General features: G+C 64.5%; 22 protein-coding genes and 1 tRNA gene. 12 read left to right on the plus strand and 11 right to left on the minus strand.

All coding sequences use genetic code 11. The features are described 5' to 3' along the window. Positions 1 to 4 precede the first annotated feature (4 nt). From uvrA to GY769_15300, 6 genes are all read left to right on the plus strand, one after another. Positions 5 to 2,806: an excinuclease ABC subunit UvrA gene (gene uvrA / locus GY769_15275; GenBank protein MCP4203283.1), complete on the plus strand. Its 2,802-nt coding sequence runs from the start codon at positions 5 to 7 to the stop codon at positions 2,804 to 2,806. A 124-nt stretch (positions 2,807 to 2,930) separates the two neighbouring features. After that, positions 2,931 to 4,424, plus strand: a complete 1,494-nt coding sequence (locus GY769_15280; GenBank protein MCP4203284.1) for an AAA domain-containing protein — start codon at positions 2,931 to 2,933, stop codon at positions 4,422 to 4,424. A 261-nt stretch (positions 4,425 to 4,685) separates the two neighbouring features. Next, the gene (locus GY769_15285) at positions 4,686 to 4,844 is read left to right on the plus strand and encodes a hypothetical protein (protein ID MCP4203285.1); all 159 of its coding nucleotides are present in this window, start codon (positions 4,686 to 4,688) and stop codon (positions 4,842 to 4,844) included. A gap of 98 nt (positions 4,845 to 4,942) precedes the next feature. Next, complete coding sequence (locus tag GY769_15290) at positions 4,943 to 5,353, plus strand: ATP-binding protein (protein ID MCP4203286.1); 411 nt, start codon at positions 4,943 to 4,945, stop codon at positions 5,351 to 5,353. Continuing rightward, a complete protein-coding gene (locus GY769_15295; protein MCP4203287.1) occupies positions 5,346 to 5,696 on the plus strand; it encodes an STAS domain-containing protein in 351 nt (116 codons plus the stop codon). The genes GY769_15290 and GY769_15295 overlap by 8 nt, the downstream gene beginning before the upstream one ends. Before the next feature lie 4 nt (positions 5,697 to 5,700). Further along, positions 5,701 to 7,269: a SpoIIE family protein phosphatase gene (locus GY769_15300; GenBank protein ID MCP4203288.1), complete on the plus strand. Its 1,569-nt coding sequence runs from the start codon at positions 5,701 to 5,703 to the stop codon at positions 7,267 to 7,269. Here GY769_15300 and GY769_15305 read toward each other — a convergent pair. The 8 genes from GY769_15305 to mtaB all read right to left on the minus strand — a co-directional run bounded on the left by GY769_15305 (position 7,266) and on the right by mtaB (position 15,025). Continuing rightward, positions 7,266 to 7,772, minus strand: coding sequence for a hypothetical protein (locus GY769_15305; GenBank protein MCP4203289.1), 507 nt, complete (start codon positions 7,770 to 7,772; stop codon positions 7,266 to 7,268). The genes GY769_15300 and GY769_15305 overlap by 4 nt on opposite strands. Beyond that, positions 7,765 to 9,012 carry a beta-ketoacyl-[acyl-carrier-protein] synthase family protein gene (locus GY769_15310; GenBank protein ID MCP4203290.1) on the minus strand — a complete coding sequence of 416 codons (1,248 nt, stop codon included), beginning with the start codon at positions 9,010 to 9,012 and terminating at the stop codon, positions 7,765 to 7,767. Before GY769_15310 ends, GY769_15305 begins: the two co-directional genes overlap by 8 nt. After that, entirely contained in the window at positions 9,009 to 9,266 is a 258-nt protein-coding gene (locus tag GY769_15315) for an acyl carrier protein (GenBank protein ID MCP4203291.1), read from the minus strand. Before GY769_15315 ends, GY769_15310 begins: the two co-directional genes overlap by 4 nt. Before the next feature lie 26 nt (positions 9,267 to 9,292). Then, positions 9,293 to 10,645 carry a type III polyketide synthase gene (locus GY769_15320; protein ID MCP4203292.1) on the minus strand — a complete coding sequence of 451 codons (1,353 nt, stop codon included), beginning with the start codon at positions 10,643 to 10,645 and terminating at the stop codon, positions 9,293 to 9,295. Continuing rightward, positions 10,384 to 11,487 (minus strand): NAD(P)-binding protein, encoded by a 1,104-nt coding sequence (locus tag GY769_15325; GenBank protein ID MCP4203293.1) that lies wholly within the window; start codon positions 11,485 to 11,487, stop codon positions 10,384 to 10,386. The genes GY769_15320 and GY769_15325 overlap by 262 nt, the downstream gene beginning before the upstream one ends. A gap of 56 nt (positions 11,488 to 11,543) precedes the next feature. Next, positions 11,544 to 12,209: a methyltransferase domain-containing protein gene (locus GY769_15330; protein ID MCP4203294.1), complete on the minus strand. Its 666-nt coding sequence runs from the start codon at positions 12,207 to 12,209 to the stop codon at positions 11,544 to 11,546. A 76-nt stretch (positions 12,210 to 12,285) separates the two neighbouring features. After that, on the minus strand, positions 12,286 to 13,683 hold the full coding sequence (locus GY769_15335; GenBank protein MCP4203295.1) for a hypothetical protein: 1,398 nt from the start codon (positions 13,681 to 13,683) through the stop codon (positions 12,286 to 12,288). Beyond that, complete coding sequence (gene mtaB / locus GY769_15340) at positions 13,673 to 15,025, minus strand: tRNA (N(6)-L-threonylcarbamoyladenosine(37)-C(2))-methylthiotransferase MtaB (GenBank protein MCP4203296.1); 1,353 nt, start codon at positions 15,023 to 15,025, stop codon at positions 13,673 to 13,675. The genes GY769_15335 and mtaB overlap by 11 nt, the downstream gene beginning before the upstream one ends. 279 nt (positions 15,026 to 15,304) lie before the next feature. On the opposite strand from mtaB, the gene GY769_15345 reads away from it, so the two are divergent. The 3 genes from GY769_15345 (at position 15,305) to GY769_15355 (ending at position 17,351) form a co-directional block, all read left to right on the plus strand. Then, positions 15,305 to 15,961 carry a protein-L-isoaspartate(D-aspartate) O-methyltransferase gene (locus GY769_15345; GenBank protein ID MCP4203297.1) on the plus strand — a complete coding sequence of 219 codons (657 nt, stop codon included), beginning with the start codon at positions 15,305 to 15,307 and terminating at the stop codon, positions 15,959 to 15,961. A gap of 11 nt (positions 15,962 to 15,972) precedes the next feature. Then, positions 15,973 to 16,719 carry an SDR family oxidoreductase gene (locus GY769_15350; protein ID MCP4203298.1) on the plus strand — a complete coding sequence of 249 codons (747 nt, stop codon included), beginning with the start codon at positions 15,973 to 15,975 and terminating at the stop codon, positions 16,717 to 16,719. Between the two features lie 101 nt (positions 16,720 to 16,820). Further along, positions 16,821 to 17,351 carry a methyltransferase domain-containing protein gene (locus GY769_15355; protein MCP4203299.1) on the plus strand — a complete coding sequence of 177 codons (531 nt, stop codon included), beginning with the start codon at positions 16,821 to 16,823 and terminating at the stop codon, positions 17,349 to 17,351. Positions 17,352 to 17,426: 75 nt separating this feature from the next. On the opposite strand, the gene rmuC is transcribed toward GY769_15355, so the two are convergent. From rmuC to GY769_15370, 3 genes are all read right to left on the minus strand, one after another. After that, on the minus strand, positions 17,427 to 18,839 hold the full coding sequence (gene rmuC / locus GY769_15360) for a DNA recombination protein RmuC (GenBank protein MCP4203300.1): 1,413 nt from the start codon (positions 18,837 to 18,839) through the stop codon (positions 17,427 to 17,429). A gap of 6 nt (positions 18,840 to 18,845) precedes the next feature. Then, positions 18,846 to 18,921, minus strand: a tRNA-Ala gene (locus tag GY769_15365). A gap of 151 nt (positions 18,922 to 19,072) precedes the next feature. Next, the gene (locus GY769_15370) at positions 19,073 to 20,467 is read right to left on the minus strand and encodes an MBL fold metallo-hydrolase (protein MCP4203301.1); all 1,395 of its coding nucleotides are present in this window, start codon (positions 20,465 to 20,467) and stop codon (positions 19,073 to 19,075) included. Here GY769_15370 and GY769_15375 point away from each other — a divergent pair. From GY769_15375 to GY769_15385, 3 genes are all read left to right on the plus strand, one after another. Then, the gene (locus GY769_15375) at positions 20,466 to 20,984 is read left to right on the plus strand and encodes a DUF4112 domain-containing protein (GenBank protein MCP4203302.1); all 519 of its coding nucleotides are present in this window, start codon (positions 20,466 to 20,468) and stop codon (positions 20,982 to 20,984) included. The two genes, GY769_15370 and GY769_15375, sit on opposite strands and share 2 nt — an antisense overlap. A 169-nt stretch (positions 20,985 to 21,153) precedes the next feature. After that, positions 21,154 to 21,507 (plus strand): DUF883 family protein, encoded by a 354-nt coding sequence (locus tag GY769_15380; GenBank protein MCP4203303.1) that lies wholly within the window; start codon positions 21,154 to 21,156, stop codon positions 21,505 to 21,507. Positions 21,508 to 21,523: 16 nt separating this feature from the next. Then, positions 21,524 to 21,805, plus strand: coding sequence for a hypothetical protein (locus GY769_15385; protein MCP4203304.1), 282 nt, complete (start codon positions 21,524 to 21,526; stop codon positions 21,803 to 21,805). Positions 21,806 to 21,864 lie beyond the last annotated feature (59 nt).

Genomic DNA, 21,864 nt, shown 5'->3' on the forward strand with positions numbered 1-21,864 from the left:
ATTCATAGAGATCCGGGGCGCCTGCGAACACAACCTCCGCCAGCTGGACGTGAGCATCCCACGCGACCGACTGGTGGTGATCACCGGCCTGTCCGGCTCGGGCAAGTCATCGCTGGCCTTCGACACCATCTATGCCGAAGGGCAGCGGCGCTACGTGGAGTCGCTGTCGGCCTACGCCCGCCAGTTTCTCCAACAGATGGAAAAGCCCGACGTCGACTCGATCGAGGGACTGTCGCCGGCGATCTCGATCGAGCAGAAGTCGGTGTCGCGCAATCCGCGCTCGACGGTGGGGACGGTGACCGAGATCTACGACTACATGCGGCTTCTGTTCTCTTCGGTCGGGACCCCGCATTGCACGAAGTGCGGCCGTGAGATTCGCCCTCAAACGGTCCAGCAGATGGTGGACCGGATACTGGCTCTGCCGGAGCGAAGCCGCGTGGTTCTGTACGCGCCCTACGTTCGCGGCAAGAAGGGCGAGTACCAGAAGCAGCTGGCACAGATGGCGAAAGATGGGTTCGTGCGAGCTCGAATTGATGGAGAGATGGTCGATCTCGGGGGTGAGCCACCGAAACTGGACAAGCAGAAGAAGCACTCAATCGATATCGTGATCGATCGCCTGGTCATTCGACCCGGACTCGAGGGCCGGTTGGCGTCTTCGCTCGAGACCGCGCTCAAGGTGAGTGGTGGTTTGGTCATCGTGGCGCCCTCGGGCGTTGCCGAGGAGACCCTCTCACAGGATTATTCGTGCGCGAGCTGTGGTACCAATCTCGCCGAGATCACCCCCCGACTGTTCTCATTCAACAGCCCCTACGGAGCCTGTTCGAAGTGTTCGGGCCTGGGCACGATCATGGCGGTGGACGAGGATCGTGTGATCGCGGACCCGGAACGATCGATCGATGCCGGAGCGATTGCGCCGTGGCCGTCGAGCAGCAAGTCCTGGCGCATGCGCATGATCAGGACTCTGGCGAAAGAGATGCGCTTCGAGCTGTCCGAGCCGTGGAACAAGCTCCCCAAGAAGGCGCGCCAGGCGATTCTCTATGGCAGTGGCGACAAGGAGCTGACCTTCGAGCTGAGCGGAAAGAAATCGAGCTACAAGTGGACCGGGGCCTACGAGGGCATCATTCCGGTCCTCGAGCGACGTTACAAAGACACCGACTCGACGTCGATTCGCGCCGAGATCGAAAAGTACATGGCGGTACACACCTGTCCGGAGTGCGACGGACGTCGGCTGCGCCCGGAAGCCCTGGCGGTCAAGGTCTCAGGTCGCTCGATCGATCAGCTCTCGGATCAAACGGTCGATGAGCTGGGCGAGTTCTTCTCGGGCTTGAAGCTGGACAGGCGTGAAACGGCGATCGCCGGCAAGGTCGTGCAAGAGATCCAGGACCGTCTGGGATTCCTCCGAGCTGTGGGTGTCGGCTACCTGTCCTTGGACAGATCGTCGGGCACCCTCTCCGGTGGGGAGAGCCAGCGGATTCGTCTGGCCACGCAGATCGGCAGCAAGCTGATGGGGGTGCTCTACGTTCTCGACGAGCCTTCGATCGGGCTTCACCAGCGCGACAACGCGCGACTCCTGAAGACTCTCAGAGGCATGCGCGACCTAGGCAACTCGGTACTGGTCGTGGAGCATGACGAAGAGACCATCCGATCGGCGGACTGGGTGATCGACCTGGGTCCCGGCGCGGGCATTCACGGCGGCGAGGTGGTCGCCCAGGGCACCCCGCGGGAGGTCGAGGAGCACCCCGATTCTCTCACCGGGCACTACCTGCGGGGCGATCTGCACGTGCCCACGCCCGGGAAGCGAAACCTGCCCGGCGGACGCACGCTGGTGGTGAGCGGCGCCAGCCACAACAACCTGAAGAATCTGACGGTCGAGTTTCCGCTCGGACTCTTCATCGTCGTGACCGGTGTCTCGGGCTCGGGCAAGAGCAGCCTGGTCAACGACATTCTGTACCGAGCACTGGCCCAGCGCTTCTACCGGGCTCAAGAGCGCGCCGGCAAGCACACCCGGATCGCCGGTCTCGAGCACTTGGACAAGGTGATCGCCATCGACCAGAGCCCGATCGGGCGAACGCCGAGATCGAACCCGGCCACCTACACCAACGTCTTTCAGCACATCCGTTCGCTCATGGCGAAGACGCCCGAGGCGCGTATGCGCGGCTACAAGCCGGGGCGTTTCAGCTTCAACGTCAAGGGGGGGCGGTGCGAGGCCTGCAAGGGAGATGGTCAGATCAAGATCGAGATGCACTTCCTCCCCGATATCTACGTCACTTGCGAAATCTGCGGCGGCAAACGCTATGGGCGCGAGACTCTCGAGGTTAGGTACAAAGGCAAGAATATCGCCGAGATTCTGGACATGCCGGTGGAGGAAGCGAGCGAGTTCTTTCGCAATGTGCCGCCGGTGGCGCGGATTCTCGGCACCCTGAACGAGGTAGGCCTCGGCTACATTCGACTGGGTCAACCGGCGACGACGCTCTCGGGCGGCGAAGCCCAGCGGGTCAAGCTCGCTCGCGAGCTCTGCAAGCGCGCCACCGGCCGGACGCTGTACCTTCTCGATGAGCCCACGACCGGCCTGCATTTCGATGACGTCGGCAAGCTCCTGCGACTTCTGCATCGGCTGGTCGAGACCGGAAACACAGTCGTGGTGATCGAGCACAACCTCGAAGTCATCAAGACCGCGGACTGGATCCTCGATCTCGGTCCGGAAGGCGGCGGCGAGGGCGGGCATCTGGTGGCCTCAGGTCCGCCCGAGAAGGTCGCCAGAGTCAAGCAGAGCCACACCGGACAGTACCTGAGAAAGGCGCTCTAGGCCGGGCGGCCGCGTTCGGATCCCGCAAAACGCTGCAGCGAAAAGACTACCTCGAGTCGGCACGGCAGACGCCGAGGCCGCCTCCCGGATGAGTGCGGCAAAAAGCCCAGGCTAGAATAACGCCGTGAGCTCGCCGCCACGCTCCAGCCTCGCCGAAAAAAGGAGGATCCTCCAGCTCGAGACGCTGAACGACCTCGCGGTGGCACTGCACGCGCACCGGCCGGAGCAGGAGCTGGTGGATGAAGTGCTCGAGCGCGTTTGCGCCGTGCTCGATCCGGCGGCCGCGGTGGCGGTGACCCGGGACGCCTACGGCGATCCCCGTGCGGTTTCCGGAGTGGGGTGGGTAGGCGGTCCGCCCGATGCGATCGCCCTCTTTGCCGAACCGGTCTGGAATGAGCTTCTGGCGAGCGGCCAGACCATCGCCCTCAAGGACGGCAAGCTCGCCGGACGCCCGTTCGAAGCTCTGGTGGCGACACCCGTCGCCTATCGCGGCGTTTTTCTGGGTTATCTCGCGCTGCTGGACAAGGAGACTCGCGGTGGAGACAGCGCCGAGCCGGACAGCTCGAGCTTTCCTCCCGAGGATCGGCGCTTTCTCGAGGCGGTGTCGGCGCTGGCGGGCGTTGCGCTGGATGGCGCTCGCCAGCTCGAGAGCCTGCGCGTCCAGAAGGACCGTCTCGAGGAAGAGAACCGTGTGCTCAAGGAGCTGTTTACGGCCGACTTGGAAGATCGGCGGATCGTGGCAAGAGCGCCGGCCATGCGCCGTGCCCTGGAGGTTGCCGAGCGCGTCGCTCCCCGTGGCGTCAGCGTGGTGATCCGTGGGGAGAGTGGGACCGGGAAGGAGTTGGTCGCAAAGCTGCTTCATCTCCGCTCGGGCCGACCCGGTCCGTTGGTGGCGGTAGACTGTGCAGCGGTGCCCGAGACACTGCTCGAAAGCGAGCTGTTCGGCATCGAAGAGGGGGTCGCAACCGGCGTTACCGCCCGCCGAGGCAAACTCGAACTCGCCCACGAGGGGACGCTGTTTCTGGACGAGATCGGTGACATCCGTCCGGAGGTTCAGGTCAAGCTGCTGCGGGCGCTTCAGGAGCGAGAGGTGGTTCGGGTTGGAGCGCGGACTCCGATTTCAGTCGACGTTCGTCTGGTGGCCGCGACCCATCGAGATCTCGAGCGATTGGTGAGCGATGGCAGCTTTCGCCAGGACCTCTACTACCGCCTGAAGGGTGTCGAGATCCAGCTACCGCCACTGCGCGAAAGAAGAGAGGACATTCCTCATCTGGTCCGCCACGTGGTCGAGAGTTTCTGCCAACGAGAGGGCATACCGGTGCTCCGCGTCCACCCGGACGCGTTGGCTCTCCTCCTTGCCTACGATTTCCCGGGCAACGTTCGGGAGTTGCAGAACATGATGGAGGCGGCTGTCTCTCTGGCCGACGAACAGGTAACCGCAGAAGTGGTTCGTCCGCTGCTCGGTGAGGCCGGGGGCGAGGGGCCGAAGGCCCTGGATCTCGGTGCGGTCGAGCGCCAGCACATCGGCAAGGTGCTCCGGCTCACAGGGGGCAACAAGTCGCGGGCCGCCCAGATTCTCGGAATCGATCGCCGGACCCTGCAGCGGAAGGGTTTCTGATTGCGACATAATGCCCGATATGGGACAATGTGCCCCATTCGGACTGAGATTGAGCCGAAACAGCGCAGGCTACGGCTTCCTGTGAGTGCCAGACCTCAGAGCCGCGGCAAGATGTCGCAGCCTGGCGATTCCTGCGCTCGCATCGCAGCTTGAGCTCGAAGCCTCTAACTGTTGATTCTGCGCTTGTTAGCCACCGATCACCCGGGTGTAGTTGGGTTGGCAGCGCCGTTGCTGTTATCGGCGACGTCCCAGGAGGTTCGCATGCTCGAAGCGCTTCGCAAGGTCCTGCCGGTTGTCTCGCCCGTCTCGATGGACGTGGTGATTTCGTTGGGAACTCTGGTCAGCTTCGCGTGGCTTCTTGCCAACGGCTTTGTTCAGCCCCTCGCCGTATACCTTCTCGAGCTCTATTTGGCACTGTAGACTGCCGGTTCGCCAACATCGGATAGAGTCGTGCGCTTGAGGTTCGTGTAAGGATGGCTAGCCACGCCGTGCTGAGGGAGGTCACTTTGACGCTTCCGATGGTCGCCGACATGGAGATCGCGGCGAGCAAGACGGCGACCGCAATGGCGGAGTTCATGGGACTTGCCGCTGACAAGACAGATGAGGTTCGTATGGCCGTCGTCGAGGCGTGTATCAACTCCTTCGAACACAGTCATGCCGATGACAGCCGCGTGTACCTGACGTTTGCGGTCACCGGCAACGAAGAACCTGAGAAGCTGTTGATCACGGTCCGCGACACCGGTAGGGGATTCGAGCCCACGGAGGTCGCCGAGCCGAAGATCGAGGAAAAGCTGAAAGCCGAGCGCAAGCGCGGTTGGGGCCTGAAGATTATCCGCGGCTTGATGGACGAGGTGGGTATTGAGTCCGACGCCGAAGGTACTACGATCACCATGGTGAAGTACGCTAGGCCGGGAGAGGAAGATGACTGACACGTTGAAAGTGACCCTGAAAAAGCGCGATGACCTTTCGGTGATCTATACCGAGGGCTATATCAACAACCAGGGGGGTGAGGAGATCGCCAAGATCGCCTACCGGCTGATCGACGAAGGTGAGAAAAAGCTCCTGCTCAACCTCGAAGGCACGAAGATCGTGAACTCGATTGGCATCTCTATCCTCATCGAGATCATCGAGCGGATTCTCGAGATCGACGGCAGGCTCGGCTTCTGCTCTCTCACCAAGACCATCGCGAAGACGTTCCACATCATGGGACTCACCCAATACGCCGACATCTACGAAGATGAGAACGGCGGCGTCGCCGGCATGACCGGATAGGACGATGCCGCAACCGGTTCCGACGGCTTCGCCAGCGGACGCCTGGGAAGAGCTAGCCGACGCAAGCCAGGGGCGGAAGGCCGAAAGAGATCTCCTCAGGCAGCTGCTCCGGATCCTGATGGGGGAGCTGGGGGCCAGCGTCGCCAAGCTGGTTCTGAACGGAACCGTCAGTTCGCAGCCCGAGCTGGTCGTGGCGTCGGATGGCGAGACATCCGGCGGGAGCGAAGCCCTTGAGGTTCCGGTCCCGGGCGGAGCGGTCTGTTTCGAGGGACTTCCCGCCGGCTCGGCGGCCACCGAGATCGACGGGCCGCGCCGGGCGGCACTCGCGGCCGCCGTAAGAGCTTTTGACCAGTCCGAGCATGTCAAGCGCCGCCAGTTCGAAGTCAACTATCGCGGCGTCGAGCTCGATGCACTCTATGACGTCGGTCTCGCGATCGCTGCGACCCTCAACCTGGACGAGCTCTCCGAAGAGATCTTGCTGCGAGCGGTTTCGCTTCTCGACGCTCGCCGAGGTGCATTCTTCGGCAGCGCGGCCGACGAGTTTCGTCTCGAGCAGACCTTCGGTGGCAGCGCCTCGGAACGGGTCCCGGCGGGGGAGCTCGAACGGTTGCTGACGGGCCAGACTTCCAAAGCGTTCGAGGTCCTGCCGGGGAGCGAGCACCTTCTGGCCGTGCCCATCCGGGTCGAAAGGGAAGTCAAGGGCCTTTTGGTTGTGGCAGACAAGGAGAGTCGCGAAGGTGTCGGGCCTTTCGGCAGCTCAGACCGGCGCACGCTGGAGCTCTTTGCGAATCAGGCCGCGATTGCTCTCGAGAACGCCTACCTTCATCGCCAGGCCTTGGAGAAAGAGCGCCTCGAGCGAGAGGGCGAGCTGGCCGCGGGTATTCAGAAACGACTCCTGCCGGAGACCACACCCGAGGTGCACGGGTTCGAGCTGACGGGATGGAGCCGGTCGGCCCGGACGGTCGGTGGTGACTACTACAACTACATCAGGCTAGAAGAGGGCACCTATTTCGTGGTGCTCGGCGACGTTACCGGCAAGGGAATGCCGGCTGCGCTGCTGGTCTCGACGCTGGATTCGGCCTTGCGACTCTTGTTGAACCAGGGCCTCCGCCGAGAAGACCTGCTGTTCGCCCTGAACAGACACATTTTCAACTCCTCGGCCTCGAACACATTCATCACCCTGGCCGCCCTCGAGCTCGATTCCGCCACGGGACGAGGCCGATACGCGAGTGGCGGCCACAACCCCTCACTTTGGCTGCGCGCCGGACAGGCTCCGCGAAAGCTTGGAGCCACGGGCCTGCCAATCGGTCTCTTCGAGCGGGCGACCTACAGCTTCGAGGAGCTCGAGTTCGAGAGCGGCGACCTACTGTGTCTCTATAGCGATGGCATCACCGAGTGCCTTTCGGCCAGCGACGAAGAGTTCGGACTGGAGCGACTCGAAGTCAGCCTCACCGAGCGCTTTGAGCGTCCTCTGGCCGAGACCGCCGATTCGATCTGCGATCAGATGACCGAGTTCGGGGCCGCGGGCCCCCGGGGCGACGACCAGACGGTGGTCCTGGTTCGAAAGAGCTAGCGCCCCTCGAGTCGTTGACGAAGGGCTAGGCGGTCCACGATCGCGACGACCAGTTTCGCCTGGCAGACTTTGCGCTCGCCGACCCAGACCTCGCCTTCCAGCCGGGCCGTTCGCCGGCTCGAGGCTTCCAGGCTTACCCTGTAGCTCAAGGTCTCCGCCGGCCGGGCGGGCGAGTGAAACCGCGCTCGCTCGATCTCCAGACCCAGGACATGGCTGTCTTGGGGCGCCGGGAGGTTGTAGCGCACGATCAGACTGCCGGCCTGGGCTAGCCCCTCGCCGATGAGGACACCCGGCATTACCGCGAGGTCGACGAAGTGCGAGCGCAGATACCTGGACTGCTCCGGAACGAGAAAGCTCGCTTCGACGTCTCGCGCGGTCAAACGCGAGACACGATCCACGAACAGGAAGTCGTCGCCGTAGGGAAGGACTTGCTTCAGCGCGGCACGGTCGAGACTGCCGTCGGGATGGCGCAGCGCGTCGATTACCGATCGGCCTTCAGCCATCAGACCGCCTGACAACCAGACAAGCATTGGTGCCGCCGAACCCGAAGTTGTTCGACACGACGGTATCGAGGCCGTCCTCGCGACACTCGGTAACCAACGACAGGCCCTCGACGGCGGGGTCGGGGTTATCGACGTTGATCGAAGGGGCGATGAACTCGTGCTCGATCATGCCCAGACAATAGATCAGCTCGAGTGCGCCGGCTGCGCCCAGACCGTGGCCGGTCATCGACTTGGTCGAGGAGAAAGGCGGCAGAACCCGGCCGAAGACCCTTTGCAGTGCTCGAACCTCGGCGAGGTCACCTTGAGCGGTCGAGGTCGCGTGGCAGTTGACGTAGTCGACCGCTTCCGGCTCGATTGCGCCATCGCGCAGGGCCAGGCTCATGCATGCGGCGGCCTGCTCTCCCTTGGGCTCCGGTAGCACCAAGTCATGGCCATCCGAGGTCGCCGCGTAGCCCACGATCTCGCCTCTGATGCGAGCGGTTCGCCGGCGCGCCGCCTCGAGCTCCTCGAGAATCACGATGCCGGCTCCGCCACTGATCACAAAGCCGTCGCGTGCGGCGTCGAACGGTCGCGAGGCTTCAGTCGGCCGGTCGTTCGAGTGGGTCGAGAGAGCCAGGCGCAGGGACTGAAACGAGGCGGTAATGAGCTCGCTCACGTCTTCGCCTCCGCCCGCAATGGCGCGATCGACCACGCCCGCGCGGATCAGCTCCGCAGCGTGGCCTATGTTGTGCGCGGAAGTGGCACAGGCGGAGCTGATGGAGTAGCTTGGTCCGCGGACCTTGAAGACGTTGGCCACGGTCGCGCTTGCAGAGCTCGACATGCCGCGCAGGAGCGTGTACGGGTCGATGCGCCGGAGTCGACCGGAGAAGTAGAGCTCACCGGCTCTTCGGACCGCGTCAACGCTGCCTACGGCGCTGCCGATGATGCAAGCGCAGCGGGAGTCTTGAAGTTCTCCGTCGCCCAGTCCGGCATCGGTCACGGCGTCCCGCGTCGCCAGGGCGCAGTAGAGGGCACCGTCGGACATCCCGGGCAGGATCTTCTTGGGCAATCTGGCCGCCTGCTTCTTTGTGTCGATGTCGACGATGGCGCCGGCAATCAAGCTCCTGAGGCCGTGATCGCGCCACGCGGGCATCGCGCGCACGCCGCTGCGGCCCTCGCGAAGCGATCCGACCACGGTCGCGTAGTCATTGCCCAGGGGCGAGATCAGCCCGACTCCGGTTACCGCGACCCGGCGTTTCACCTCTTGGGTTCCAGCAGCTTGATGACGTCGCCGACGGTCTGAAGCGACTCGAACTCGTCGTCCTCAACCACAATGCCGAACTCTTCTTCGAGATCCATGACCAGCGTCAGCGCTTGGAGGGAGCCAATCTCGAGGTCTTCGCGCAACGAAGTCGCGTCGGTCACCTCGGTGGCCTCGATCTCTAGGTCTGAAGCCTCGATCAGGTATCGGATGGCTCTCTCGCGCGTCGATGGAATGTGTGCGCTGCCTGCCATGATCCTGACCCTATCGGACTCTCGATCTATCGAATGATGGCCGCTTCGATGGCCAGACCCGGACCGAAGCCGAGTGCCACCAGGGGGAGCTTCGCCTCCGCTCGGCGCAGCTTCTCGAGCAGGAACAAGACCGTTGGCGAGGACATGTTGCCGTAACGCTGGAGGATCTCGTATGAGGCCGCGAGGGCGTCGCGCTCGAGGCCGGCTGCTCGCCCGACGGCGTCGAGGATCCGCGGACCGCCCGGGTGGATCGCCCAGGACTCCACGCCCGGTATCGAAAGGCCATTGCGGGCCAGCCATTGTTCGAGCCAGGGCCGGACATGGTCGTGGATCAGATTCGGTACCCGTGCCGACAGCGTCATCTCGAAACCGTGGTCCCGCACGCGCCAGGTCATGGCGTCTTCACTGTCGCTCATAATTCGCGATCCGTTGGCGGTCACCTGCCAGGCTTCGGAGTGGCCGTTGCCGACCGCTGCTCCGACCACGGCGGCCGCGCCGTCCGAAAAGATGGCGTTGGCGACGATCTGCTCCGGATCCCAGCCGTAGTGGGCGTGAAGGGTGCAGAGCTCGACGGCGCAGAGCAGCACAAGCGCATCCGGGTCGGCTTCGACGAAGGACCGCGCGACTCGCAGTCCGTTGAGCGCCCCATGGCATCCCATGAAGCCGATGTGCGAGCGTTCTACGTCCGCTGGGAGTCCGAGCTGTCTGATCAGCGCCACGTCGACTCCCGGTGCGCTCAAGCCGGTGCACGAGACCGTGACCAGGTGAGTGACGGCGCTCGGACGCATCCCCGCGTCGTCGAGGGCCGACCGTGAAGCCCGCGTCGCGAGCGGAGTGGCCTGCTCCTCGTAGCGCTGCATGCGCTCGGCGGTCGTGGGACCGCGGTCGCCCTCCCCGCGCCAGGCGGGGAAGAAGCCCTGGTGGCTGCCGGGTTGGTCTTCGGGTCCGTCGTCGAGGACGCTGTGACGAGACGCGACTCGGGTCCACCGGTAGAGCATCGTGAGCATTCGCTCGCGTTCGCGGTTGCTCGGGAACAGGCGCTGGGCGACCTCCGCGGCCCGCCGCTGCGGCACCGGTTGACCCGGGACCGCGGTGCCGAAGCCGAGGATTGCGAGGCTCAAGGGGCTTCCTCCCCTGGCGCGGCGTTGAGATGGGTCATGAGCGGCTTTGCGAGTCCGGGTGCCGTCCCGAGCAACCGGGTAGCCGAGAGAACCAGGAGCGGCTGTCGCAAGGCCCAGGCGACACCTCGGCACCAGTGTTGCCGGCGAGCTATCCGGCGCTGATACCTTCGTCGCCAATGCCGTTCGAGAGAATCGTGCCAGTCGCGCGCCCCGCTCGCCGCGAGCGGAGCGACTTCGCGCGCGGCCTCGAGGGCCCATGAGATGCCCTCGCCGGTGAAGGGCTCGACGTATCCGGCGGCGTCGCCGATCAGAAAAACCCGCTCAAAAGAAACTCGCGGGGCCCGTCTGCTGAGGGCGGCGGTGCCGCGCCAGTGGCAAGACGAATCCCCCACGTCCGGTAGACCGGCTTCGGCAAGTAGGTCCGCGATGGCTCCCCCGAGTCCCCGACCTTCTTCGATCGCCTCACGGTCCAGAGCCGCCGCGACACTCAACCGGCCGGCCTCGGCCTTGACCAGGCCGACGTAGCCAGAGCGACCCACCGCCATGTGGATTACACCGGCTGCATACGAGTGGTGGATATCCTCGACGACCGCACCGGCTCCGATCCGGGACCCTGGAACCGAGTGGGATCTGGTTTCGGAACTGGGGCCGAGAAAGCTGCCTCCGAGGCCATCAGCGGCGATCACGACTCGTGCTTCGATCTCACACTTCGCATGCGGCAGCCGGACGAGCCGGGACTTCGATTCGACGGTTCCCAAAACCGCTCTCGAGCCGGGAAGGAACTCGACACCGGCGGTGATGGCTGCCCTGACCAGTGCAGCGTCGAAAGCGGAGCGTGACACCGCGATACCGCGCGGTATCGAGAGCCTCACGGCTCGGCCGCCGGTCCACAGTTCGAAGCGATCGAGCGGTTCACCGCCGAGCGAAGCCGGCTCGTCTCCCAGACCCGAATCCGTCAAGAGAGCCAACGTTCTGCCGTTGAGACAGCCGCCGCAGACCTTGGGACGCGGGAACCACTGGCGGTCGATTAGCAAGACGCGAACGCCGGTGCGCGCCAGCTCGCGGGCGACAAAGGCGCCTGCCGGCCCGGCGCCGACCACCGCGACCGGCCATATCGTGGCCGCCGCCTGGGCCGCCTCGATGGTGGCCGCCGGACTCAGCTCCGTCTCCAGGTCAGGAGAAAGCGCTCCGGGAAGCGGCGCAAAATGTTCGCTCGGTCGAGGCCCGCGCGCGCGGCGAGGTTAGTCATTTCCTCGAGCGTAAATGCCGCCGCGACCGATCGAGGGCCATCGGTGTGAACGACCGGCGAGCGGGTCAGAAACTGGCACCCGGCCACGGCAAACGCGTAGCCGAGTCGGCTGCGCAGGAGATCACTTATTTGAACCAGTCGAATCGCCGACGCCCTCAGGGCAACAAGGAAACTCACTGCCTGGCTCTCGCTCAGGTGGTGAAGAAACAGTGAGCAAACAACGGCGTCGTAGTGCGGGAGTCGATGCTCGATGACGTCATGTTCAAAGAAGCCTACCTCGGCGCCGCGCTGAGCTGCGCGTTTGCGCGCGTACTCGAGCGCCGTCGGACTCATGTCGCAGCCGTCCACCTCGAGGGCGACTCTACGGCGTTTTGCGGTTTCGCTGAGAGCGATGGCCACGTCTCCTCCTCCGCAGGCAGCGTCGAGCACTCGAAAGGTCCGTTTCTCGCTCCTCGTCGAGAACTTCTCGAGCTCCGGCCAGAAGTGCCGAGCCGTGCCCGAGACTCGGTTGATTCGGTCGAGCCCCCGGAGCGCCTGCCGGTGCGCGGCCGGTTCGAGACCGGGTTGGTCCATGATCTCCGGCTGCCGATCTCGATCCCGGAGGGAGCGGAAGGCTGGCGCTGTCATTTCGGTCGAGACAGAGCGCCCGCTAGGTTTTGGGTGTGACCGAGCTCAGCGCAACCGGAGGAGCGCTGATGCCGCCGGTATAGCCGTCATTTCCGAGCCGCCGAGCCGTATCGGCGCCGAGGCCGGCCAAGCCCGAGAATGCGCGTAGCAGGCTGTCTTCCCAGATGAAGTCCGGAACCGCCGGGCCAAGCGCTCCGTTCTGGATCAATCGTACGCCGCGGGCACGGGCCCTGAAGCCGACTCGCTGCGGTTCGAAGCACTCGAGGTTCTCGAGCCAGCCGATCCAGAGACCGCCGTCGGCCGCGGCCAGGAGATCGTCCGCCGATTCCGTTCCGGGCATCAAGAACAAGTTCTCGGCTCGAGCGTTGTTGCCCCCGATCGCATGGGCCGTGGGTGGCAGCCCCAGCACCGCCGCCTGCCTTTGATCCAGGGTAGGCGTCTTGGGCGCGCCTTTTGCGATCAGGTCCACCGGATGTTTGGCCGTGCCTTCGAGGTCGAACGGAAAGGGAAGCCCGGCCGGTTCGGTGCCGTCGTCCTTCAGGTTGAGCTGGCGGTCAAAGACCTGGACGTTGATGTGCTCCCGCAAGAAGCTGGTGCCGTCGTAGTACGACATGGCTGAAAACGAGGTCTGGTTCAAGAGATCGACCAGCTCGATCGTCGTGGTCGGCGACAGCAACGCCGGCAGTGGCCCCGCGGGCAACTCGGTCGGCGCTCCGGTCGCGTGCCGCCTTTGCGCGCGCTCGATCAGCGCCTCGGCTTCGAGGGTGCGGAAGCTGCGCGAGGCATCCAGGCTGCGCCCCGCGCCGGGTCTACGACCGGTATGGACCTCCATGCCGATCGCCGTCGCCTCCGCCGTGCGCCGGACCTTGCGGCTGTTGAAGACCAGCACTCGAGCGTGAGTCCAGGTGACCTGGAGGTTCTGGCGCCGGGCAGGGAGCTCCAATAACCAGGATCGCATTCGTTTCGGGCTCATGCCCGCAATCTCGGGATCCAGCAGCGGACCTTTGTCTGGAAGCTTGGTGAGATCGGCCGGAAGGTGAGGCAGCCCCGATAGGGGCTCGCGCACCCGAGCCTGTCCCATCGCGAAACGAACCGCGTCCGACAGCTGCCCGATCTCGGCGGCTCCGGTGCGGAAGCTCCCGACTCTGCCGAGGTCGAGCACGCGCACCAACACGGTGCGCTCGGGTCGGACCTTGAGCTCGACCCGCCTGTTCTGCCGCCTGGCGGCCCCGCGTCGCACTTCCAGCCAGACGACCTCGGTCTCGTCGGCTGGAGAGTGGTCGAGGACCGTTTCGATTCTTTCGGCGATGTCCTCGACCTCGAGGAGGGGGGTGGCCGGTTCCTCAGGAGGTAGCTCAGCCGGCCGCTCGGCGGGCTTTGACTGGGATCTCGATCTCGATCGCCTCCGTCTACGCGGCATGTTCGGCTCCATTGGTGGTCAAAGTGGTGAGAGCCGCGTTTCCCTCACGGCTCGAGAGTACGGATCGGGTCAAGCGCCGCGAGAGGTTCGCGGTGCTCCGTGTCCTTGTGCGGATGTAGTTGTCGCTGGTGCCGTGCCAGACGCCCTGCGTTTCTCTCTCCCAGAGCACCTCGGAGAGAGAGCCCAGCTGGCTGTCGACGAAAGCGCGCTCGCCTTGCGCGGCAACGGCCAGAAGCTGTCGAACCCTTTCCTTCTTCGCCGCGGCGTCAATCTGCCCCGCTAGGCCGGCGGCTTCGGTACCCGGCCGGATCGAGTAGGGAAAGACGTGAACTCGGGCGAAGTTCAGGTCGCGAACAAAGGCCAGGCTTTCCTGGAACTCGGCGTCACTTTCCCCGGGGAATCCCACGATCACGTCGGTGGTGATGGCGATACCGGGGACTCGTTTTCGCAGCAGAGCAACGAGGTCGGCGAACTCTCCGGCACCGTAGGGGCGTCGCATGCGCTCGAGCGTGGCGGAACTGCCACTTTGAAGTGACAAATGGATGTGGCGGCAGAGGCGCCCCGACTCAAAGACGCCCAGAAGTCTTTGGTCGAACTGCCAAGGTGCGATCGAGGTCAAGCGCAGCCGGCGGGCGGTGGTCTCATCCAGGAGGCGCACGACAAGATCGAAAAGGCCCGTGTCTCGCCACCGATACGAGGAGATCTGTACGCCGGTAAGGATGATCTCGGGATATCCGGCTCTGACCAGCTCGCGCACCTCGGTCACGATATCGGCGGGAGGGCGGCTTCGCTGGCGCCCGCGGGTCGTCGGGATGATGCAAAAGGAGCAGCGCACATTGCAGCCGTCTTCGATCTTGACGAGGGCTCGCGAGTTGCCGAACTCGACCGCTGCGTAGGGCATATCGGCTTCGTCGGGTCGAGCGATGGCGGTGCGCTCCAACTCGGGGAACGCGCACCGAACCGCCTCTAGAAGCCGCTCCTTGTCATGATTGGGCACGATGAGATCGGCGCCGGTAGCCGCGCGCGCCCGGATCTCGTCCTCGGCTACGTAGCACCCGGTCAGGACGGTTCGAATCTCGGGGTTCAGCCGCCGCCCTCTGCGCGCGACCTTTCTCGAGTCGCGCGCCGCGACGTGCGTCACGGTACAGGTATTGACCACGTGCAGATTGGCGGAAGCCAGATCTCGCGTGACGCGGAAACCGGCTTGGCTGAAGTCGCGGGCCAGATGCTCGAGCTCCGCTTGATTCAGCTTGCATCCCAGATTGGTGAAACAAACTTGCATGGGCGCTGGAGAGGATATCGAACCCGGCCGCTCTCCGGCTACGACTTCGGTCGGCCGCATGAATCCGCCTGCGCCGGCCATATAATCGCGGGAGCTGGCCTCGCCCTTGCAGTCGAATCATTTCGGTCGGCAGGTCGGTAGAGGGCGTGAGTTTGCATGCGAAGAAGACACTGTTATTTGTTTCGCTGTGAGTCTGTTTTCGTGGCCGGCGCCGTCCCTGCCTCAGGACGCCGGCGAAAGCGTGTCGATGGGCGCTCGATGATCTTACGCAGAAGTCGTGCTTTTCCGATGGTCTTGATTGCCATTTTGGCTATGCTGGGCCTGACGGCAGAGCCGGATATGGCGTTCGCTCAGACACCGGAGAACGACCCTTTTGTCGCGGATCGGCTGGATATGGTCGAGAGGCAGATTTTCGCGCGCGGCATCGAGGAAGAAAACGTGCTCGAGGCCATGAGAAGCGTACCCCGGCACCTCTTCGTGCCCGAGGAGCTTCGCGACCAGGCCTACGTCGATTTTCCGCAGCGGATCGGGTCGGGCCAGACGATCTCGCAGCCTTACATGGTCGCTCTGATGACCGCCCTCTTGAACCTGGAAGGCGGCGAGAAGGTTCTGGAGATCGGCACCGGCTCCGGGTACCAGGCGGCGGTACTGTCGGAAATGGGGGCGACGGTCTACACGATAGAGATCCGGAAGGAGCTTGCCGAGCAGGCAAGGGGTACGCTCGACCGACTCGAGTACGGAAATATCCACTACCGAGTCGGTGACGGCTATCAGGGTTGGCCGGAGGCAGCTCCGTTCGATGCCATCGTCGTCACCGCGGCGCCGCCCGAGATTCCGCAGAAACTGGTCGAGCAGCTCGAGGTGGGCGGCCGGCTGGTCATTCCCGTCGGCCGGTACTTCCAGGACTTGGTGGTGGTCACGAAGGGCGAGGACGGCGTCAAAAAGCAGCGGGTTGCCGCGGTCCGATTCGTACCGATGGTCACCGACATCGATTGAACGAGCGCTCTTTGGGCAAGGTCCTGGTCATCACCGGCGGAAGTCGGGGCATCGGTGCCGCGACCGCCCGGCTCGCCGGCGAGCGCGGCTATGACGTCTGCATCTCGTACCGGGAACGGCACGAGGCGGCTGCCGGCGTGATCTCGGATCTCGAGGCTTTGGGACGCAGGGCGATTGCGGTTGCCGCGGACGTCGGTGTGGAGTCGGAAGTCGTGGCGCTTTTCGAAAGGGTCGACGCAGAGCTGGGAACCCTCGACGCCCTGGTTAACAACGCTGGGATTCTCGAGACCCAGCAGCGACTCGAGCGGATCTCCGCGGCTCGGCTCGAGCGCGTTTTCGGTACCAACGTCGTGGGCTCGTTTCTGTGCGCGAGGGAAGCGGTGCGGAGAATGTCGACGAACAACGGAGGCAACGGCGGCGCGATTGTCAATGTCTCCTCGATCGCGGCCAAGCTGGGCTCTGCGGGAGAGTACGTCGACTACGCCGCCTCGAAGGGCGCCATCGACACCTTCACCATCGGCCTGGCGGGTGAAGTCGCCACCGAGGGGATTCGCGTCAACGCGGTCCGCCCCGGCTTCACCTACACCGACATTCACGCCTCCGCCGGGGAGCCGGACCGGGTCGAGCGAGTCAAGGAGCTCGTTCCCATGAAACGCGGAGGCCAGCCCGAGGAAGTGGCAAAGGCGATTCTCTGGCTGCTCTCGGACGAGGCGTCCTATTCGACCGGGACTTTCATCGATGTCTCGGGCGGCAAGTAGTGCCCGAAGGCGGCTCGGATCGGGCCCGCTCGGCAGCCGTCTTTGGCGGTATCGACATCTACCTCCTCGACCAGATCCTCCGGGGCCGGATCCGGTCTGGGATGACCGTGTTCGAGGTTGGTTGCAGTGGTGGACGCAACCTCGTCTACCTTCTTCGAGCCGGTTTCGAGGTCTACGGCGTCGACCCGAACGGCGGTGCCATCGAGAGCCTCCGGCTTTTGGCAGGTGAGCTGGCTCCCGATCTTCCCGCCGCGAACTTTCGGCCGGAGGCGATCGAGGAGACGACGTTCCCGCCGCATTTGGCCGACTTCGTCATCAGCTGCGCGGTCTTGCACTTTGCCGGCGATGATCGGGAATTTAGGGAAGCACTGGACGCTAGCTGGAGGATTCTGAAGCCGGGCGGAATCTTCTTCTGCCGGCTGGCCTCGACCATCGGTATGGAGGATCGCTTTCGGCGCCTGGAGGGTCGCCGATTCTCACTGCCCGACGGGAGCGAGCGCTACCTCGTGGATGAGGCGATGCTGTTGGACCTCACCGACCGGCTCGGCGGAGAGCTCTTGGATCCGATCAAGACAACCGTGGTTCAGGACCAGAGATGCATGACCACCTGGGTGGTGCACAAGCGCGCGTGATCGAATCCGCCAGTATCAAGTTTCGCCATGGCCTTCGGCATGGGACGAGAACTCCGACCACCCGGCATGGTCTCTTCAGTTCTCGCGATGTGGCGCATCGGGAAACAGCCGCCCGTTTTCGGGCGGATCGGCGATGTCGCGGCCGGCGGTGGCCTCGGTGGATTGGCGGACGGTCCCTTCGATTCCCGCGGGCGCTTTGAGATCTCGCTTGGTTTGGAGTGTGACCATCATCTCCTCGAGCCGTCGGCCCATGGGCATGAGGCGGCGGTCGTAGGAGCCGACCGCGCGGTTGTAGGCGTTCAATGCGGTGGCCAGGCCGCGCCCCATGTCCGAGAGGTCGGTGCCGAACTTGGCGGCGCGCTCGTAGAGCTCGCGAGCTGCGGCGGCGATGGCCTCGGCGTTTTCAACCATGGAGCTCTGTTGCCAGTAGATCGCGACGGTCCTGAGCAGAGCCACGAGAGTGGTCGGCGTCGCGAGCAGTACCTTCTGGCGAAGCGAATCGACCTGCAGATTGGGATCGCGCTCGAAAGCCGCGGCGAGAAAGGGGTCACCGGGCAGGAACAGGACCACCATGTCGAGGTCGCCCTCCAGGCTCTCGGCGTAGGCCCGGGCCGCGAGCGTCTTGACGTGGTCGCGGACTGCTTTGGCATGGCGATCGAGCGCCGCTTCTCTCGCCTGCGGGGCGGTGGCCTCCTGGGCCTCGAGGTAGGCGTTGAGCGGGGCCTTGGCATCGACCGCGATGCGGCGTCCGCCGGGAAGGCGAACCACCATGTCGGGGCGGCTGCCATCGGAGAGCGTCTCCTGCTCGACGAAGTCGCAATGCTTGCTCATGCCGGCTAGCTCGGCGACGTTTTTCAACGCGACCTCTCCCCAGCGCCCGCGAACCTCCGAGCCGCGCAGAGCCGAGGCCAGCGAGGTGGTTCTCTCCTGCAGGCCTTCAGTGACCAGGGCGAGCTGCCTCATCTGCTGATCGAGGCGCGAGTACGCTTCGGTGCGAGCGCGCTCGAGCTCGACAGTGCGCTGGTCGAGGCGCTGCAAGCTCTCGCCGAGCGGCTTGACCAGGTCCTCGATCGAGCGGCGGCGCTCGTCGAGATCCTTGCCGGATTCCGCTCGAGCCGTTTCGAGCCGCTGGCCGGCGAGCGTCAAGAACTCCTCGATGTTGCTCGTCATGGCGCGGTGAGCGAGCGCTTCGAACGCCTTCTCGAACTCCTGCTTGGCGGCCTCGAAGAGCCGGCCGCGCTCGGTCGCTACGGCCAGCTGACGGTCGAGATCGCGGACGGTCTCCTGGGCAGCATCGAGCTCGCTGTCGAGCTCTCGCCGGCGCTGGGTCTCGGTCTCGGCGGCGGCTTCGGCTACGGCGAGCCTTCCAGCGACCCCTGCGCCGGCGGCGCCGTACTTCCGGCCGAGGTAGTAGCCCAGCAGAACACCCAAACCGGCGCCGATCAGCAGAAGGCCGAGGCCGGGAAGGAGTGGTATCGAAGATGTCATCAAGAATGGTGGAGCAGAAGGGACTTGAACCCTCGACCCCCACGTTGCGAACGTGGTGCTCTCCCAGCTGAGCTACTGCCCCACAGGAAGACGCAGTTTACTACGTTTGGCAACCGGTCCACCGCCTCGATCTCTACGGGAAGCGGCGCTAGGACCGCCAGCAGCGGCTTCGAAAATCAGTCGGGAGGGGACACCAAGGAATGGTGTCCCCGATTGGTGTCCCCGATTTCCGCCTACCACTTCACCTTGGTGCCGCTGTACGGGAGCCTGGCTCTGGGGAAACCGCGCGTCTCGAGCTCCGCGGCGAGCACCTTGCGGGCCGGATCTTCGCCGTGATTCAGGAAGATCCTCTTGGGCTTGCCCGGCAGCGACTCGACCCAGCGCTGAAGCTCGTCGCCATCGCCGTGAGCGGACAGACCGTGAAGGCTCATCACCTCCGCGCGAACGGGCACCGTCTGCCGGTGAATCGCGACTGTCTCGGCACCATTCACCAGCGCGCGGCCACGCGTGCCCCCGGCCTGGTAGCCGACGAAAACGACCGCGGACCTTTCATCCGGGAGCAGTCGTTTCAAGTGGTGGACGACGCGGCCGCCGGTGGCCATGCCGCTCGCCGCGACGATCACCGTGGGTTTGCGACGCCGGTTGAGCGCCTTCGACTGCTCGACGCTCCGGCAGCGGTTGAAGCGGTCGGGACCAAGTCCGCTGATCTCTCGCTCGATGAGCTCGGCCAGCTCTTCGTCGTGCTCCTGCTTGGCCTGACGATAGAGATCCGTCGCCTTGATCGCCATCGGGCTGTCGAGGAAGACGTCCTTGGGATCCAGATCGCCCGACTTGACCAGGCCGGCGAGGTGATAGAGGACCTCCTGAGTGCGACCCAGGGCGAAAGCGGGAATGACGACGGTGCCGCCTCGCTCGAAGACCCGCCTGATCGTCTGTCGGAACTCCTTTGCCGGGTCGGTCCTCTTGTGATCGCGGTCGCCGTAGGTCGACTCCAAAACCAGAGTGTGCGGTGCGTTCGCCGAGGGCTCGGGGTCCTTGAGAATCGGAACACCGTAGCGACCGACGTCGCCCGAGAAGAGCCAGGTGCGATGCTTTCCGTCGGAGCCCTTGGCGCTGATCTCCACCGAGCCGGCGCCGAGCAGATGGCCGGCGCGCGCGTACCTGAAGACGACCCCGGGCGCGACGTCGTACTCGTGTTCGAAGGCGCGGCGCTTCAGAAGCCTGAGGGTCTTGCGAGCGTCGTCGGCCGTGTAGAGCGGCTTGGGTTCCTTGTGCTGGCTGTAGCCCTTCTTGCGGGCGTAGCGAGCCTGCTCCTCCTGCAGATGGCCGGCGTCCTGGAGGATCAGCGAAACCAGCCCTCGACTGGCCTTTGAGCAGTAGATCGGGCCCTGGAATCCCTCGGCGACGAGGCGGGGCAGGAGTCCGGTGTGATCCAGATGGGCGTGGGTCAGAATGACGGCCTGGAGCTCGTGCGGACGGAACGCGAACTTGCGCCAGTTGCGCCGCTCGAGCTCGTCATCGCCTTGATACAGTCCGCAGTCCACCAGGACCGAGGTCTTCCCCCACCGCAGGTAGGTACAGCTTCCGGTGACGGTGCCGCAGGCTCCCGAGAATATAACTTCGGACATGAGTGACGAGCCCCCCCCATCGAACGAGGTCAGCTTATCACCGCTGCAACCGCCTCCTTGGACGGTGCGTTGGACGAATCTGCTCGACAGTGCGGTGCGAATACCGTTCACCCGGATCACGTTTGGCCTGGACGTGATCCTGGGCTTGGTGCCGATTGTCGGCGACTTTGCCGGCCTGATGTGCGGCGTTCCGATTCTGGTGGTGGCGGTCCGGAGAAGGCGTCCCTTTGGGGTGATCCTTGCCATGCTCGCCAATGCGCTTCTGGACGCGGTGGTGGGCTCGATACCGCTGCTAGGGAATCTGTTTGACTTGTTCTGGAAGGCTCATCAGAAGAACCTGCAGCTGCTTCAAGAGCCGGGTTCCTTGGCGCTGGTCCTCAGAGAGGCGTGGTGGAAGCTGGCCGGACTGATCGCCGTGGTCGCGCTGTTGCTGATCCTGGCGGTTTATCTGGTGGTCGTGTTCTTGTGGTGGTATCAGAGGTTCGTGAGTGGCTGGGGCGTGACGGGAATAAGTTAGAGGGGCGATCCAGGCAAAACCATTTGGTAGGGGACACCAAGTGGCTGGGGCTGTTGGGGCGATGGCGCATGCAAAAAGCAGTCGGGAGGGGACACCAAGGAATGGTGTCCCCGATGATGGTGTCCCCGAACGTGCTAAATTGAGTGGCAGGCGGACAACGGAGGAACCCATGGCAGAGAACATCGACAAAGGCCCCCCTGAAGACGCGGCCGAGCGATTGGAGTCGGCTCGCGAGAAGTTCGGTGAAGTCGTCGAGAGCAAGATCCGCGGCATCAAGGACGGTGCCGGCAAAGCAACCCAGAGCGTCAAGGAAAAGGCCGAGCGCGTGTCCGCCGGGGCGCGAGAGAAGTATGAAGGCGCCCGCGAGGGAGCGCGCCATGGTTACGAGAAGGTGACCAAGGATCTCGAGCATCTCGGTGAAGACGTCAACGAGTACGTTCGTCAGAACCCTGGCAAGGCCATCGCGATGGCGGTCGGAGCCGGTTTTCTGCTCGGCATTCTGCTGCGCGGCCGCCGAGAATGACCCGGACCTTCGAAGGTTGGCACTGACCCTGCGCAGGAACCGAGAGAGGTTGCCGGCGGAGGCCGGTCAGACGAGAACCTCGCTGGCCGACGAAATACTCGACGAGATCCTTCCCGAGGAGATCGACTGGCGCCAGCTGGTTTGGAGTTATCCGAAATCGACCCTGACACTGGCCGCGCTCGGCGGCTACTTGCTCGGGCGATCGCGCGGACGCAGGCTGTTCAAGGCGGCCACCGAGTACGTCAGCGAAACGGTCAACGACGGCTTCAACGAGTTCTTCGGCCGCAAGGTTCTGTAGCCGCACTGGCCCGCATTTCACACCCATCCCGACTGCGCAGCCGGACTCCGGCGCGCTGG

It is taken from the genome of bacterium (assembly GCA_024224155.1).
Taxonomy (GTDB): Bacteria; Acidobacteriota; Thermoanaerobaculia; order Multivoradales; family JAHEKO01; genus CALZIK01.

Coding starts and splice junctions, on each gene's coding strand:
- GY769_15305 (MCP4203289.1), bottom strand. CDS start 7,772: ATGGCTGAAGGCCGATCGGTAATCGACGCGCTGCGCCATCCCGACGGC.
- GY769_15295 (MCP4203287.1), top strand. CDS start 5,346: ATGACTGACACGTTGAAAGTGACCCTGAAAAAGCGCGATGACCTTTCG.
- GY769_15315 (MCP4203291.1), bottom strand. CDS start 9,266: ATGGCAGGCAGCGCACACATTCCATCGACGCGCGAGAGAGCCATCCGA.
- GY769_15375 (MCP4203302.1), top strand. CDS start 20,466: ATGAGTGACGAGCCCCCCCCATCGAACGAGGTCAGCTTATCACCGCTG.
- GY769_15285 (MCP4203285.1), top strand. CDS start 4,686: ATGCTCGAAGCGCTTCGCAAGGTCCTGCCGGTTGTCTCGCCCGTCTCG.
- GY769_15290 (MCP4203286.1), top strand. CDS start 4,943: ATGGTCGCCGACATGGAGATCGCGGCGAGCAAGACGGCGACCGCAATG.
- GY769_15330 (MCP4203294.1), bottom strand. CDS start 12,209: ATGGACCAACCCGGTCTCGAACCGGCCGCGCACCGGCAGGCGCTCCGG.
- GY769_15345 (MCP4203297.1), top strand. CDS start 15,305: ATGGCGTTCGCTCAGACACCGGAGAACGACCCTTTTGTCGCGGATCGG.
- GY769_15300 (MCP4203288.1), top strand. CDS start 5,701: ATGCCGCAACCGGTTCCGACGGCTTCGCCAGCGGACGCCTGGGAAGAG.
- GY769_15370 (MCP4203301.1), bottom strand. CDS start 20,467: ATGTCCGAAGTTATATTCTCGGGAGCCTGCGGCACCGTCACCGGAAGC.
- GY769_15320 (MCP4203292.1), bottom strand. CDS start 10,645: ATGGGCCCTCGAGGCCGCGCGCGAAGTCGCTCCGCTCGCGGCGAGCGG.
- mtaB (MCP4203296.1), bottom strand. CDS start 15,025: ATGCGGCCGACCGAAGTCGTAGCCGGAGAGCGGCCGGGTTCGATATCC.
- rmuC (MCP4203300.1), bottom strand. CDS start 18,839: ATGACATCTTCGATACCACTCCTTCCCGGCCTCGGCCTTCTGCTGATC.
- GY769_15380 (MCP4203303.1), top strand. CDS start 21,154: ATGGCAGAGAACATCGACAAAGGCCCCCCTGAAGACGCGGCCGAGCGA.
- GY769_15355 (MCP4203299.1), top strand. CDS start 16,821: ATGACCGTGTTCGAGGTTGGTTGCAGTGGTGGACGCAACCTCGTCTAC.
- GY769_15335 (MCP4203295.1), bottom strand. CDS start 13,683: ATGCCGCGTAGACGGAGGCGATCGAGATCGAGATCCCAGTCAAAGCCC.